Source organism: Ensifer sp. SL37 (genome assembly GCF_026672675.1).
Classification (GTDB): Bacteria; Pseudomonadota; Alphaproteobacteria; order Rhizobiales; family Rhizobiaceae; genus Ensifer; species Ensifer adhaerens.
On sequence record NZ_JAPPRN010000007.1, the window covers coordinates 1,219,387 to 1,234,356 of the forward strand.

A 14,970-nucleotide genomic window follows, 5' to 3' on the forward strand; every position below is an offset into this window, starting at 1 on the left:
GAAATCCGGCGGCGGGATCATCCCACCGCCTTGATTGCTGTTGTGACTGGCGAACCTCGTTCGCCAGGGCAGATTACTTGATCTTGATCTCCGAGAGCTGCAGCGTCCCGTTGGTCGCCATCGTTGGCTTGAATTCGAGCCGCTCGGAAACGCGGGAGAAGCCTACCATGTGGAAGAGCAGGACGTCGGCAACGACATCGTCGTGCACATAGGCGATCAGTTCCGACCAGAGCTTGGCACGCTCGTCGCCGACGGCAGCCGACGCGCGCTTGATCAGGTCGTCGACCTTCGGATCGGAGAAGCCGGACTGGGTGCCTTCGGTTGCGTATTTGAAGAACATCGAGAACGACGGATCGCCCTTGGAATTGTCGTGCATGGCGGCAACGATCTGCGGGCCGCGACCTTCCTTGAAGGGCTTGGAATAGTACTGCTCGTGCTCGGCGACCTCGACGAATTTCAGCTCGACCTTGAAGCCGACTTCCTCAAGCTGCGCCTGAATGGCCTCCATGATCTCGGTCACGTTCGGAAAGTTTGCAGAACGGGCGATGATGGTGATGGGCGTGTCGACTTTGACGCCATCGGCCTTGGCTTCCTCAAGCAGCTTCTTTGCGCCTTCCGGATCGTAGGGGAAGACCTTTACGTCGGGGTTCCAGCCAAGCGTCGGTGGCGGCACGATCGCGGTGGCGAGCAATGCGCTTTCGGGAACCAGGGTACCGAGGAAGGCCTGGCGGTCGATGGCGACGTTGAGCGCGCGGCGGACACGAACGTCGTTCAGCGGTTCGATGTTGTGATCGATGCGCAGGTAGACGGTTTCGCTGTCGAGGTAGGAAAAGTCCGTTGCCGGGTTCGTGGCATCGAGCTGCGAGATCGACGGCGAAAGGTCGGCTTCGCCGGTCTGCACCATGGCTGCGCGCACCGACGGGTCGGCGCGGAACAGATAGGTGGCTTCCGTCACTTCGGGCTTTGCGCCCCAATAGTCGTCACGGCTGGTCAGCACGATCTGCTGGCCCGGCGTCCAGTTGGTCAGCTTGTACGGACCGGTGCCGACCGGTTCGCGCACGAACTCAAGCGGCGTTTCCTCCGGCACGATTGTGACGAGAGACATCAGCAGCGGCAGGATCGGCTGAACCGGATCGGCCTTGAAATCGATGGTGTAGTCGTCGACGACCGTCGGGGTCACCGTGATGCCGCCGAAGTAGCGGCGCGATTCACAGGTGTTCTTGTCGCTCATGATGCGATCGAAGCTGTGCTTGACGTCCTTGGCGTCAAAGGTCGTGCCGTCGTAGAACTTGACGCCCTTGCGCAGGTGGAAGCGCCAGCTGCTGTCTTCGTTCTGCTCCCATTTTTCGGCCAGACGCGGCATGACGCCCTTGTCACTGCGAACGTCGAGTTCGGTCAGCGTTTCGCTGACGTTCTGCATGATGACGCGGCCGATGTTCGAGCGCGTGGCCATGCAGGGCTCCAGCAGGTCGGCCTCCTCGGCCAGCACGATCTTAATGGGGCCGGACCCGGCGAATGCGGGCGACAGGGCCGAACTCAACATGAGTGCACTCAAGACAAATAATTTCTTCACGGCATTTCCTCCCTAGTGAAATTCGTTCAGCTGGATGTTGCTTTTCCGGATCGCGCGGCAATTAGCGCCGCGCAACCGATGAGCCCGCCGCCGCAAAGGGTGGTGAGGGCGATCTGTTCGCCAAAAAGCGCGAAGCCGCCGAGCGCCACGAGCGGCAAGCGCAAAAAATCGACCGGCGCGACGATCGTGGCGGGCGCGAGTGAAAAAGCATGGGTCATCATACCCATGCAGGCAGTTCCCACGACACCCTGCAGCGCCAGAAGCGTCATCTCCCTCGCCCCAGGCATGGTCCAGAACGGCAAGGCGAAAAGAAGCGCGATCGGAACGGTCAAAAGGAGATTCCAGACGACCAGCGTTGAGGTCTTATCGCCCTTCGACATGGACTTCAGGATCAACTGAATGGTCGACTGGAGCACCGCGCCAGTGAGGGCGAGAAGGATGGCGAGACTGAAGCCGGTTCCCGAGGGGCCGATGATCAGCATCGTGCCGCCAAAACCGAGCACCACCGCACCGATCATAGCCGGGCCAGGCCTTTCGCCCAGCGCCAGTGCGGCACCGAGCAAAAGGAAGATCGGCGACATGAAAGCGATGGCCGTCACGTCAGCAAGCGGCCCCCAGCTGAAGGCAGCGAAGAAGGCGACCATGGCGAGCAGCTTGAAGCCGGCACGGACCGCATGCTGACGCAAGGGGTGGCTCGACTTGAGCACCGATGGGCGCAGGGCAACAAAAGGCAGAAGGATGAGCGCGCCGAAGAAAGCGCGGAAGAAGCCGATGACGAAAGGATGCACGGCGCCGTTCAGCGCCCGCACGATCACCGCGTCGGCGGCAGCAAGGATCGCTGCACCAACCGCGAACATGACCGCCATCTTAGCCCCCTTCGGGCTGGCTTCCAGCATCAGACCTCCTCCCGGCATCCTCTTGCCGGCTTGTTCAGACCATCCACCTTTCACCAAAGTTTGTCAAATTAATTCGCGATGTAAATTTTGTATGGAAATAATCACAATAAATATATCAGTAAAATCAGTGCGTTATGCGTAATGGTAAACGAGCACATGTCTATTTGTAACTTTATCAAACTTGACAACTTTGAAAATTGGGTGATTTTCGAAGCACACAGGAGGAACTCATGGACCCTGAAGAAATCGCCCGCAGCATGAATGGCCTGCTTCAAACCGTGTCGCCCGAGCGTATGGAAGCGCTGTTGCCGTCGCCGATGATCCAGAACCATGCAGCCTTCCTGCATCTGCTTTCAGACGGCGCGCTCGCCTGTGCCTGGTTCGGCGGCACGCTCGAGGGCAAATCGGACATTTCCATCTTTGCTTCGGTGCTGCCCAAGGGGGCGACGCAATGGGGACCGCCGCAGCGCCTGAGCTTCGATGCCGCGCATTCGGAGCAAAACCCGGTGCTCTTCACTGCGCCCGATGGCAGGTTGTGGCTCTTTCACACCTCCCAACCCTCAGGCAATCAGGACGAGTGCCGGATCCGGATGGCTGAGGTCCGCCGCGATGCTTCCGATCCGCTGGTACTAGCGACCGGCGAAGGCCGTTACCTGGACCTTCCCCGTGGCTGCTTCATCCGCGCGCCGCTCGTGGTGCGCGGTGACGGCGCGTGGCTGCTGCCGATCTTTCGCTGCGTTCAGCGCCCCGGGCAGAAGTGGAACGGCAGCCATGATACGGCAGCCGTCGGCATTTCGCTTAATCAGGGCGAGACCTGGCAACTGGAAGAACTGGATCAGTCCATTGGCTGCGTGCACATGTCGCCGGTGTCGCTTGGCGAAGGCCGTCTTGCTGCCTTTTTCCGCCGGCGGCAGGCCGACTGGGTCTACAGGACCGAGAGCCTCGATGAGGGCCGCTCCTGGTCCGGGCCCGAGGCCAGTGACATCCCGAACAACAATTCCTCTATCGCCGCTCTCAGTCTGAAAGACGGCCGGATCGCGATGATCTGCAACCCCGTAAGCGCGGCCGACACCGCCGAACGACGCACGTCGCTTTATGACGAGCTCGGCGAGGACGACAACCGCCCGGACGCCGACCCCACGGGCGGTTGCGTTCCGATCTGGGGTGTCCGGCGCGCGCCAGTCTCTCTTTGCCTCTCTCAAGATGGCGGCAAGACATTTCCCGTGCGCCTGCTGATCGAGGACGGCCCCGGGACATGCCTTTCCAATGACTCGACCGACGGCCGCAACAAGGAGATGTCCTATCCCTGGCTGCTGGAGGGGCCGGACGGCGCCATGCACCTTGCCTACACCTACCACCGGCGCGCCATCAAATATGTCCGCCTGGCCCCTGGCTGGGACCACGCTGACCAACGGAGACCTTCATGAGCAATATCATCGGCATAACCATGGGCGACCCGTGCGGCGTCGGCCCCGAGATTTCGGTGCGCGCGCTGGCCGACATGTCGCCGCAAGAACGCGATACGGTCCGGATCTACGGCAATCTCGCGACGCTCGAAGCGGCCCGCGCCGCTCTCGGCCTTGAGGTTGATCTCACCGGACATGTCGTCGATCTGCCGATTGAAGGTGCGCCGCTTGCCTGGGGACAGCTGAGCCCTGTCGCCGGCGACGCGGCCTTTCGCTTCATCGAAAAGGCAGTGCGCGACGCAGAAGCCGGTGTGATCGGTTGCATCGTCACGGCGCCCATCAACAAGGAAGCGCTAAACCTTGCTGGTCACCACTATGACGGCCACACCGGAATGCTGCGCAGCCTCACGGGCTCCAAGGCCGCCTACATGCTGCTTGCCTCCGAGCGCCTCAAGGTCATCCACGTTTCCACCCACGTGGCGCTGCAGGAGGCGATCCGACGCTCGACGACCGAACGGGTGCTCGCCACGATCCGCGCCGGCGACGCTCATTTGAAGCGTATCGGCTACGTAGCGCCCAAAATCGCGGTCGCCGGCATCAATCCCCACTGCGGCGAAAATGGCCTGTTCGGCACCGAGGATGACGACCAGATCGTGCCGGCCGTTGCGCAAGCACGCGCGGAAGGCATCGATGCCTATGGGCCGATTTCAGCAGATACGGTGTTCCATCGCGCCTATTCGGGCGCCTTCGACCTCGTGGTCGCGCAGTATCACGACCAAGGGCACATCCCCGTGAAGCTCGTCGCCTTCGACACCGCCGTGAACGTCTCGGTGGACCTGCCGATCGACCGAACCTCGGTCGATCACGGCACGGCCTTCGACATCGCCGGCAAGGGGATCGCCAACCACGGCAACATGAACTCCGCCATCGCCTATGCCCGCAAGTTGGTGGCAGGCGACGCCAAGCGAGGATGACACCATGACCATCGCTCCCATCACCCTTTATCAGCCGCGCCGCCTCGCCGTCGGCGCCGGCACAATCGCAGAGGTCGGCGCCTGGGCGGCCGATGCCCGTTCAGTGCTCGTCATCGCCACGCCGATCACCGCAGGCTTCGTCGACCGCCTGAAGCTTTCCGGCCGCGTTGCGGTGTTCGACGCCATCCCGGGCGAACCCGATGTCGACACGCTCGATGCCGCACTCGACTTCGCGCGCCAAAACAGCCCGGACCTCATCGTCGGCCTTGGGGGCGGATCGGTGCTCGACGTCGCCAAGCTTGTCGCCGTGCTTTGGGACTCCGAGCAGACGCTTGCCGATGTCGCCGGGCCAAACCGCGTACTCGGCCGCAACACCCGCCTGGCTCAAGTCGCAACGACCGCCGGCACCGGCTCGGAAGCCGGGATCCGCTCGCTCATCACCGACCCGGTCAAGGGAAACAAGATCGCGGTCGAAAGCCCGCACATGATTGCCGACCTGGCTGTTCTCGATCCGGAACTCACCTATTCCGTGCCGCCGGCGGTAACCGCCGCCACCGGCGTCGACGCCATGGCCCATTGCGTGGAAGCCTTCACCAATCGCCGCGCCCATCCGATGATCGACGGCTTTGCCCGAATGGGCTTCAAGCTCGTGGGCAAACATCTCGCCCGCGCAGTCAGGGATGGAGCCGATACCGAGGCGCGAGAAGGGATGATGCTTGCTTCCTACTACGGCGGCATCTGCCTTGGGCCGGTCAATACCGCGGCTGGCCATGCCATCGCCTATCCGCTCGGAACGCGGCTTCGCCTGCCCCACGGATTGGCAAACGCCATCATCTTTCCGCATGTGCTCGCCTTCAACCAACCGGTTGCCGCGGCCAAGACGGCAGAAGTCGCAAAGGCGCTTGGTCTCGGCGAAAATCTCTCCTCCCAGGAACTCCTGGGCGCTGCCCGTGGCTTCTGCCGTGATCTCGGCATCGAGATGTCGCTTGCCGCTCACGGCGCAAGTGCCGACGACTTGCCGCTTTATGCAAGCGAGGCCCATGCCAACCGAAGGCTCATGGACAACAACCCGAGCGATATGAGTGTGGAGGACGTGCTTGCCGTCTACAAGGCAGCCTTTTGATCCATAGACCATGCAAAAAACAAAACCCCGGCGTCTGCCGGGGTTTTTGCTTTGTCGATTACTTGGTCGCTTGGAACAGACGTTCGCGGGATCCGGAAAGGTGGTCATGCATGAGTTGTCTCGCCTTTACGCCTTCACGCGCGGCAATCGCTTCCGCGATCGCTTCGTGCTCCCCGAAAACGCGCGTCAGCCCGGTCGTCTCCCGTTTGACCGAGGCGCCATGAAACCGCATCCCGACCGCGATGTGATCCTTGAGCGCTTCCATTGCCGTGAAAAAATAGCTGTTCTGGGCCGCACGTGCGATCGCAAGATGAAACTGGAAGTCCGCATCCTCCCGGTGCGATTGCCGGTTGGTGGCGTCCCGCATCAGTTCCAACGCCTGGCGGATGGCGGACAAGCTGGCCGCGTCATGCCGCTCGGCAGCAGCCTGCGCGGCAGCCGGCTCGACCGTCAATCGGAACTCGTAGCAGTTCAGAAGATCGGCGACATTTTCCAGTTGTCCGAAGCCCAGCGGCTCACGCATCCCGACAGCACGAACGAAACTGCCGGCGCCGCGGCGTGAATAGATGAAACCCTGCTCGCGCAGCCGGCGCAACGCCTCTCGAATGATCGGACGGGAAACCTCGAATTCACTTGCCAGTTCGTGCTCGGTCGGCAAGCGCTCGTCCGGCTTGTAGGCGCCGGACTTGATCGCACGGTGCATGCGCTCAAAGACGAGATCGCCGAGGCTCTTGCGTGCTGTTCCGTTCTCCAGTCCCATCCGTCATCCCATCTTGCGAAGGACAGCCTCCGCGATTTCCTTAAGCGTATCCGGCGCGCCGAATCCGCCGGACTTGGCAATGATGCAACGTCCATCGACCTCAGCCAAGCCCAGGCCGGGCAGGCACTCGCCCAGCAGGCGAAAACGCTGGATGCCCATTTTCCTCAAAACTGCCTCTGCAGTTGCGCCGCCGGACAGAAGCAGTGTCCCTGCCCGTTCGACAAGGCCCGGACAGACGCTCTCGGCAAGCGCCTCGGAAACGGCCTCCGGCGTCACCTCCCCTTCACCCGGCACCGCCTGAACGAGCGTGATTGCGCCGCCGGTGTCGTCTGCGGCCGAAAGCCGCCCGTTGGGCGCGGGCAAATAGGATAAGGCAAGGTCGTTGCGAAGCGTGTCGATCTGGGCAAGGGTAATCGGGTCTCGGGACCCAATGACGAACAAAGCCCTACCGGCAATCACCTGGGCAGCCCGCGGTTGTTGACCGCCACTCATCCGTTCGGCAAGCGCCTCGGCCAAACCGCGCGCTCCAATCAGCAGATCCGTACCACTTCTTTCCGCATTCTCAAGCAAGGCGCGCATCTCGGCTTCAGTGGATACGTCCGGGATGATGGCCTTGGCCGCATGCCGGCCGAGCTTCTCGGCAACGGAGATGGGGGTATCTACCCCAAAGCCTTGCACGCTGCCGGACATGACAACCCGACCGAAGGCCGGGATGGCGGGCGCCACGAGCGCCGATCCGAAAGACATTGCGTCGAGTTCGGCAACGATGTTGCCCTTAAGACGGGAGTCGACCTTCTTGAATATGCGCGAACCCGAAGGCAGCGCAGCGAGCGTGGCAACTGTTCGTTGCCGGGCGGATGCGGGGCTGCGTTCTCGCGATCCGAGATTGACCGAAACCACGTCCGGCCCCGTTTTCAGGACATCATCGATCGCCTCGGGCGCCAAAGCGACTTCGACATAAAAGCCCCTCGCGGCAAAGGGCGCCGCGGCATCCAGAGCGCCGGTCAGATCATCAGCGACAATGACGAGCATCTCAAAATCCAGACGATTTGTTGTTATCTTTAATTGTCCATTTTATATTGAAATGTCAATATTTTTTGACAAAAAATTACAAATTAGGCGCTCTCTGCCGCGGCCGATGTTAAGTATCGGTTCTCGTCCGTGAGCTCCCGTGCGCCCATTTTCAGGAAGCGCTCGCCATAGCCTCGCAACGGCAGGTTTCCCGGCGCGATGCCATAGACCTCGATCACGAGGACTGCGACGGTTTTCGCCGCTCTCGTCTAAGGGCGCCACGTCATCGGACCGAACAAACACTGAGCTTCCCGGCGCCGTCGCGAACGCATGGTGGCTGGACGTCGCGAGCGTTATCGCTGTGCGACTGGGCGTACCAGTGGCGTCACGCGTCGGATGGTCACGCGGCGGTTCTCTTCCTCCGGCTCGGGCGTACTGATCTTGAGGAAACGCTCGCCGTAGCCTTGCGTCACCAGGTTCTCCGCCGGGATGCCGTAGACTTCCGTCAGGAGGACCGCGACGGACTCGGCACGCTCGTCGGAGAGGACGAGGTTCGACCGGTCGGAACCGACAGCGTCCGTGTGCCCCTCGATGAAAAAGGTTTCACCGGGATCCTTGCCGAGCACCTTCTGCATGGCGTCGGCGACCGTTCGCAGCGTCTTTGCCTGTGACATCGACACTTCGGCGCTGCCGGTTTCGAAATGGATCGTGTCGAGATCGATGCGCCGGACCTTGTCACGGAGACGGGCGGAATTGCGGACTTCATCGATGGAATAGACACGCTCCACGCGCTCGACCGGCGGTTCGGACAGAAACGCGTAGTAATCTCGATCCGGCTCCTGCGAATAGTCGACGATGTAGTCATCGACCGGGATCGTCAGGCGCATCGGCGGCAGGTCATAGCCGACGTCGACGATCGCCGGGCGCCTTTCGTCCTGATAGTCCGGCGCGTACATCAACACATATTCGTTGCCGTCGCTGTCGACGCGCGAGCGCTGCAAGACGTCACCGTAACGGTCATAGACGGTGACGATCCGGTAGCCGCCCGGGCGCACGATCGTTTCACGCACGCGGCCGCGCGGAAGCTCGTCGTAGTACGCCTCCCGCGCGCCGTGGCGCAGGCGCGGACGATCGTCGCCACGCACAAAGATCTGGTCGCCGACGCCAAGGACGACACGATCGTCGAGCCTCTCGACGACGCGCACCTCGGTCACATCATTGTTCGTCGTGCTGTTGACAGTCCTGTTGTTGATGACGGTCTTGTTGACGATGTTCGTCGTGTCCGGAACCGCGAATGCTGGCACCGCGTCAACGCGTCGACCTTCCTCCTTCATCCCGGCCTCGATCCTCTGCGCGGCCGTCTGCCGCACGTCGGCCGGGATTTCAGCCTGGGCCGCGGCGTCATCCGTCGGTGACGCTATGTTCTTCCCCTGGACGCGCAATTCTTCGCGCTGCTTGCGCCGAGCCTCGCGCCCCTGGTTGCCGCCGGACTTGTCGGCGTCCTTGTCACTGTCGAGCACGGCCGCGCCGTTATCGACCGGAAGCACAATGGTTTCGTCGGTCGCTGCCGGATCCTGGGCGATCTTTCGCTTGTCTGCCTTCGTGCGCTTGTCGACGACAACAGGTGCAGGCTTGGCCTGAGGCTCCTCACTCTGGCGCTGTTCGGCCGTCGCGGGCTGTTCAGACCCTGGAACGGGCTGCGGCTCACTCTCACCGGTCTGTGGCGCCAGCTTTTGCTCTTCCGGCTGCTGACGTTCAGCTTGCTGCTTGCGCTTCTTGGGCACCGGTACCTGCGCTTCCCCAGCGTTCTGCGGAGTGCTCTCATCTATAGCGGGTTGCTGTCCTTCTGCCTGCTCTTTGCGCTTCTTGCGTTCAGGTGCTTGTTGTTCCTCAGCCTGCCGCGGAGCGCCTTCCTCTATGGCGGGTTGCTGTTCTTCTGCCTGCTGCTTGCGCTTCTTGCGTTCGGGCGCCTGTTGTTCTTCAGCCTTCCGTGGCGCGCTTTCCTCGGTACCGGGCTGCTGTTCTTCAGCCTGTTGCTTGCGCTTCTTGCGCTGAGGCGCCTGTTGCTCTTCACCCTGCCGCGGAGCGCCTTTCTCGATGGCGGGTTGCTGTTCTTCTGCCTGGTGCTTGCGCTTCTTGCGTTCGGGCGCCTGCTGTTCTTCAGCCTTCCGTGGCGCGCTTTCCTCGGTACCGGGCTGCTGTTCCTCAGCCTGTTGCTTGCGCTTCTTGCGAGACGGCTCTTCTGCCTGGCGCTGCGGCTCCTCGGCCTGCGGTTGCTGCTGTTCTACCTGCCCTTCCCCCCCGCCCTGCTGCTTCTTGCGCTTCTTGAGCAGCAGTAAATCCTCGGGCGACTGCTGGTCGACGCCTTCCTGAGCGACCTGGAACGGCACCCTCAGGTTCTCGGCCAGCGCCGGCTGTATCACGAATGATGCGGCGAAGACTGGAAGGGCCACCGTTGCGAAAAGTTTGGAAGGCATCGACATGATTTTCACTCCTGTTACTGGGAGACCCGAGCGCCCGTTGGCGCTGTACGAACGGCGCGCCTTAAGACGCGGCACAAGCGGGGCCATCACCCGAGCCTCCGACTTTTGTGGCAGTCAAAGGCTAGTCCCAACGCAGCAGCGAACAAACGGTTCCGCCCAGCAGACCCTATTGCGAAACTGCCAACTGCAGGGTCGGGCGGCCGGTCCCGGGAAACGGAAAGGCAAAAATGAGGAGTATCGGCCAGGTGTACGAGCAGCCGTGATCACTAAGATATCTGTCGGTCGTGGCGATCCACTTGAGCGGCCGCCAGCCGCGACGCTGGCCGATCCGGATTGCCGTTCAGTAGAGGCGCGAGGCGGCATTGGGCATGCTGGGGTTCGATCGCCCCATCGGCGGAGCAGACGTCCGTCCTGTTGATCCTGGATGAAGTGGTATCGGCAAAAAACTCTCTCCGCCGCCACCATTGCTCGCGGGGCTCTCCGGCACGCCGGAAGGCCGCCAGGTGCTGGAAGAGGCCAAGGCCCTGGCCCGCGCTCTTGAGCGACGTCTTGGCAGTTCGGATCCGGGAAGTTTCAATTAGGAGCTCGATCGTCTGGGGTTGCAAGATCCGGCTGTAGTCGATCGCATCAAGGACGTCGCCAGCCTTGTCAATAGGACACCGGGCGGAGTTGAGCCGGGCCTATGAACTCACGTGTGGGCTGAAGAAGGGACTGGGCTTGGGCATGTGAGGCATGTCGGCGATGTGAGGTACCCAGAACCGCTGAGCCAGATTTAAGAAAGAATGCCCAGTATTTCACGGCGCTGTTCGAGGTGTTTCGCGGGGTTCTGTTCCTTCAGCTTTACGAGGTTGAGGACCTTCCAGCGGACAGCCGGAAGCTCCGCTGCCTGTGGAAGGCCGATCGCGTCGAAATCGGGCTCGCCGTCATGGAGCGTTAGAAGGAACCGCATGGCCTTTTCATCCAGCCTTGCGAGAATATCGCCGGTCAATCGGTTCCTCACCCCTTCCAACTCGTTAAGGCTGACTGCTTCCGATGTCATGCCCTCGAACTCTTTTACGAAAGCCTCGTCGAGCTTCACGAGCGACGGACGCACCAATTCGTGCGGCGGTCGGCCGGAGCTTGCGACATAAACGAGGAACGTGTGAAACAACGCATCTGTCACACCTTCATTCTCGTACAGCAGCTTCACGTCGAACAAGTCACGTGGATGCTGGCGGTCGACAGCTGCATGCAGCTTGCCGCCGAAAAGGTCCTCGAACGAAACGACCTGCATTTCCGCAAAGCCGAATTCGTCTTCGACCGCTTCGCTCACGCGTCGTAGTTCAGGCGGGTGGACCGTCCCTCTGGCGACCGGCGAGGTCTCGATCTTGATTTCGGCGCCTCCTTGCCGGACGAGGACGCGCGTGTCGTTGTTGCCTCCGCCGGCTATCCTCTGCACCGTGACACCCCGGAGGTTTCGCAGTAGGTCGTCGCGGATTTGCTCGAGTGTGGTGTCGATACCTTTCAGCGTCGTCTCGCGATCCTCGATCGGGAGATAGGTCAGATCAATATCGACTGATAGTCGTGGCATGTCGCGGTAGAAGAGGTTGATCGCCGTGCCACCTTTAAGGGCGAAGGTTTCCTGACGTGCAATGAAAGGAAGGGTCCTCACCAGGAGTTCCACTTGCCGCATATATTGCTCACGCGCCACGGGGCGTCTCCTTTGGCATCAGCTCGTCTGGAATGGTGATTCGGTAAGCCGGGTGAAGCCGACCACCTGGGGTGAGTGCTCGGTCGCCCGTGCCGAGATCGATCGCTGACATGTCGATGTGCCTGCGCCAGGCGTGCCCGTGCTTGTCTGCATAAACGAAGAAGAGGCGCTTGGTCTTTACACTTCGGCACTCCGCCAGAAGTCTTGTCAGCAGCTTCGGGCGCAGATTGGCCAGGCTCTCGAACGTCATGTCGACGGTGTGGAAGCTTTCGCTCTTTGGCAGCTCATCGAGCATTTCGATGATCGCGCGTTCGGGAGACGACATCGGGATCGGCCAGCGCCAGGGGCTCAGGGCGAGCTCGCCGTCGGCATCGTCCGATAGATTGAAATCAGAATGTTCAACGCCGAGGGCCGCGTCTCCAAACAAATTGGCGCTTCTGGTCAGGATCCGCGCATCGGTATGCAGTTTCGACAGCCACAACGGAATGTCGGAGCCGTAGAGGCAAAGAACGAACTCGCCGCTGAGCGAGAGATAGTGACTGTGGCCCCGCAGGGAGAGAGCACTTGCCCCGCCAACGTGGAATTTGTGCCGCATCAGCCATATGGCCGAAAGCAAAGGGATCTTCCATCCCGTAACGGCATCCGGGTTCGTGTCTGGCGAAAATGGACGTCTATAGAGGCCCGTCAATGCTGGTTCCAACCAACCGCGTTTGACGTAGCCCGAAACCGATTGTCGCGAGATGGCGTGACGAGCCATCCACGCAGTGTCCACCAGGAATCCAGGTGGGACGGCTTGGAGAAGCTGCTTTAGCTTTGTCTCGCTTTGTCCACTCATGTTTGACATTGTAGCGCGTCTGTAAAGTTATCGCCACTGCTACTTTAATGAAAGCTGCAAATGTCAATTGAAAATTGACAAAAATCGGCTCATCCAAAGTGGGTCGTCCGTTTTTTTCTCTCGGTTTTTGATAGCCGCAATCAACGCGCCCGGGAATCGTTGGCCTGTTGTCTTCTCGTCCCGTTGCCACCACGAGATCGGATCGCGATAACTGTCGCAGCGATCACCGACGCCTTTCAACCGAGCTCGCATTCGGGATTGCCGGCTCTCTCTACGTTCGGGCGGTCACGCGCGCTCCACGGCTCGCGCTTGTGCAGCACTTCGCCATGGCGACAGGCCCAAGCACGAAAGAACGGGCCCCGGACGTTGCCTTTTTGGCAATCGACCTTGCGAATATCTGTGCTTCTTCGGCAAGGGAAACTCTGAATAATTGGCCGTGCAAGCAACTCTTCAGAGATCCGCAAGATGGCCTATGTCATTACCGAACCCTGCATCGACGTGAAGGATGGCGACTGCACCGCCGCCTGCCCTGTGGACTGCATTTACGAGGGTGGCCGCACCTTCTACATCCACCCCGACGAATGCATAAATTGCGGGCTCTGTCTTTCGATCTGCCCCGTCGATGCCATTGTCTGGGATCAGGAGATACCAAACAACCAGCGCCACTTCATCGCTGTGAACAAGGAGTTCTTCGGGTCTGATGTCACGGGGATGGGGTCGCCCGGCGGCTGGAACAAGGAGTGCTCCACGACGCAGGACCATCCTTTCGTTGCCGCCTTCGAAAAGGCAGCCGCGATCGCTTAGCAAGTCCGCCCCCTATAGGAGACCAGCGGGTGACGCCTACCGCCTTGTCGCCGCGCTCACCAGCTGGCGTAATAGGCCCTTGTTGCCGCGGCCAGTTTGGTCACGCGTCCGCGCTCGGCGGTCAGCCGCGGAAGGTCAGCGCGCGCCTGCTGCAGGAGTTCGGCCCGGGCAGCCTCGAAATCGACCCGGGTCAACCGTCCATCGCACATGATCTCCTGTCCACCGACATAGAGCGCCTTTGCATGCGCGGCCGTCATCCGGGTAAGCAGCACCTCCGCTTCATCCAGGTCGTCCATCAGGCTGTCGGCAACCAGCGCAGCATAGTCCACGAGCACCAGGTCTTCGTTCGCCGGGGCGTTCACCACCTTGGCGCCGACATGGATCGCGGCATCGAAGACACGTCCCACCGTAAAGGTTCGCGTCAGGTCGCGGCCGCCATGCAGCAGATGGGCAAGGCGCAATTCGCGCCAGAGATCCTGGTCATCGTCAAAGCCCGTTCCGTCGAGGCCGAACGCGAAAGCGGGGCCGCTTGGCGGAATGGTGGCGACCGGCGCCACGCCTGAACGCAGGCGCAAATTCGCCGAAGGGTTCGAAACGAGCTGCACGCCGCGCGCAGCCAGCAGCTCCAACTCGTCCGGTCGCAGCTGGACGCCGTGGGCGACGGCGAGGCGGGGCGAAAGGAAGCCGATCTCGTCGAGGTATCGGACAACCCCTTGCGGAAAGCGCCGATCCAGCCATTGCCTCTGCCTCGGGCTTTCAAGGAGATGCATGTGAATGCGCCGGCCGGTTGCGTGAGAGGCCTCGGCGATCGCTTCGAGCAGTGCATTGGAACACCATTGCGGCCCGATCGGACCATACTGCACATCGATCAACGGACTTGTGTTGGCCGCAGCGACCGCGTCGGCTGCCGAGATCTGCACCGATGGCGACGCATAGCTCGGGATCGAGCCGCTGAGATCGTCCCAGTCTGCCGGATCAAGATATGGCCGCAATCGCTGAGGCCCGCCGTCATAGGCCCACGGATCGTAGTCGAGAAGCGGGCAGGAAAGCGCAAGCCTTATGCCTGCATCGCACGCCGCGCGCATGACCGCGCCTGCCTCGTCGACGAGACGGTCGATGTTCAAAGAATTATGGCAATGCATGGTCGCGCCGACGCCCGTTTGGGCCAACCTTGAGAAGGCCACCAGCGCTTCCAGATAGGGCTCGGTTCGCGGTCGAAGCCGAAGTCCCGGGATCCACACTTCCAGGGCATCGTCCGCGTTGCCAAAATCGAGCGTGCGGATGCCATAACCATGGTCATGGGCGTTGACGGGCGGCGGCATAAGCAGAGCACCGGCCGGGATCGTCGTCCATGAGGCGCCCTCAGGCAAATGATCCAACAGATTTTGCGTGCGCCCTGCGGCCTCGTGGCCCGG

General features: G+C 61.5%; 13 protein-coding genes. 4 read left to right on the forward strand and 9 right to left on the reverse strand.

The window, feature by feature from the left end; all coding sequences use genetic code 11:
• Window positions 1-73: 73 nt before the first annotated feature.
• A complete protein-coding gene (locus OVA00_RS37930) occupies window positions 74-1,543 on the reverse strand; it encodes an ABC transporter substrate-binding protein (RefSeq protein ID WP_442780607.1) in 1,470 nt (489 codons plus the stop codon).
• 56 nt (window positions 1,544-1,599) lie between these two features.
• Window positions 1,600-2,469: a DMT family transporter gene (locus OVA00_RS37935; RefSeq protein ID WP_268090969.1), complete on the reverse strand. Its 870-nt coding sequence runs from the start codon at window positions 2,467-2,469 to the stop codon at window positions 1,600-1,602.
• Window positions 2,470-2,699: 230 nt separating this feature from the next.
• Between OVA00_RS37935 and OVA00_RS37940 the strand changes: the two genes are divergently transcribed.
• Genes OVA00_RS37940 through OVA00_RS37950 form a run of 3 tightly spaced genes read left to right on the forward strand, consistent with a single transcriptional unit; the run spans window position 2,700 to window position 5,972 of the window.
• Window positions 2,700-3,896 carry a sialidase family protein gene (locus OVA00_RS37940; RefSeq protein WP_268090970.1) on the forward strand — a complete coding sequence of 399 codons (1,197 nt, stop codon included), beginning with the start codon at window positions 2,700-2,702 and terminating at the stop codon, window positions 3,894-3,896.
• Window positions 3,893-4,849: a 4-hydroxythreonine-4-phosphate dehydrogenase PdxA gene (gene pdxA, locus OVA00_RS37945; protein WP_060580796.1), complete on the forward strand. Its 957-nt coding sequence runs from the start codon at window positions 3,893-3,895 to the stop codon at window positions 4,847-4,849. The genes OVA00_RS37940 and pdxA overlap by 4 nt, the downstream gene beginning before the upstream one ends.
• Before the next feature lie 4 nt (window positions 4,850-4,853).
• Complete coding sequence (locus tag OVA00_RS37950; RefSeq protein WP_268090971.1) at window positions 4,854-5,972, forward strand: iron-containing alcohol dehydrogenase; 1,119 nt, start codon at window positions 4,854-4,856, stop codon at window positions 5,970-5,972.
• A 58-nt stretch (window positions 5,973-6,030) separates the two neighbouring features.
• Here the strand turns inward: OVA00_RS37950 and OVA00_RS37955 are convergent, their stop codons facing one another.
• From OVA00_RS37955 to OVA00_RS37980, 6 genes are all read right to left on the reverse strand, one after another.
• Entirely contained in the window at window positions 6,031-6,732 is a 702-nt protein-coding gene (locus OVA00_RS37955; protein ID WP_034796126.1) for a FadR/GntR family transcriptional regulator, read from the reverse strand.
• A gap of 3 nt (window positions 6,733-6,735) precedes the next feature.
• Window positions 6,736-7,764, reverse strand: coding sequence for a four-carbon acid sugar kinase family protein (locus tag OVA00_RS37960; RefSeq protein WP_268090972.1), 1,029 nt, complete (start codon window positions 7,762-7,764; stop codon window positions 6,736-6,738).
• An 83-nt stretch (window positions 7,765-7,847) separates the two neighbouring features.
• Window positions 7,848-7,982 carry a hypothetical protein gene (locus OVA00_RS37965; RefSeq protein ID WP_268090973.1) on the reverse strand — a complete coding sequence of 45 codons (135 nt, stop codon included), beginning with the start codon at window positions 7,980-7,982 and terminating at the stop codon, window positions 7,848-7,850.
• Window positions 7,983-8,096: 114 nt separating this feature from the next.
• Window positions 8,097-10,226, reverse strand: a complete 2,130-nt coding sequence (locus tag OVA00_RS37970; protein ID WP_268091163.1) for an OmpA family protein — start codon at window positions 10,224-10,226, stop codon at window positions 8,097-8,099.
• 772 nt (window positions 10,227-10,998) lie between these two features.
• Complete coding sequence (locus OVA00_RS37975) at window positions 10,999-11,916, reverse strand: nucleotidyl transferase AbiEii/AbiGii toxin family protein (protein WP_268090974.1); 918 nt, start codon at window positions 11,914-11,916, stop codon at window positions 10,999-11,001.
• Complete coding sequence (locus OVA00_RS37980) at window positions 11,906-12,760, reverse strand: type IV toxin-antitoxin system AbiEi family antitoxin domain-containing protein (RefSeq protein WP_326494165.1); 855 nt, start codon at window positions 12,758-12,760, stop codon at window positions 11,906-11,908. Before OVA00_RS37980 ends, OVA00_RS37975 begins: the two co-directional genes overlap by 11 nt.
• A gap of 456 nt (window positions 12,761-13,216) precedes the next feature.
• Between OVA00_RS37980 and fdxA the strand changes: the two genes are divergently transcribed.
• Window positions 13,217-13,555, forward strand: coding sequence for a ferredoxin (gene fdxA / locus OVA00_RS37985; RefSeq protein ID WP_060644539.1), 339 nt, complete (start codon window positions 13,217-13,219; stop codon window positions 13,553-13,555).
• 56 nt (window positions 13,556-13,611) lie between these two features.
• Here the strand turns inward: fdxA and OVA00_RS37990 are convergent, their stop codons facing one another.
• On the reverse strand, window positions 13,612-14,877 hold the full coding sequence (locus OVA00_RS37990; RefSeq protein ID WP_326494181.1) for an amidohydrolase family protein: 1,266 nt from the start codon (window positions 14,875-14,877) through the stop codon (window positions 13,612-13,614).
• Window positions 14,878-14,970: the final 93 nt, after the last annotated feature.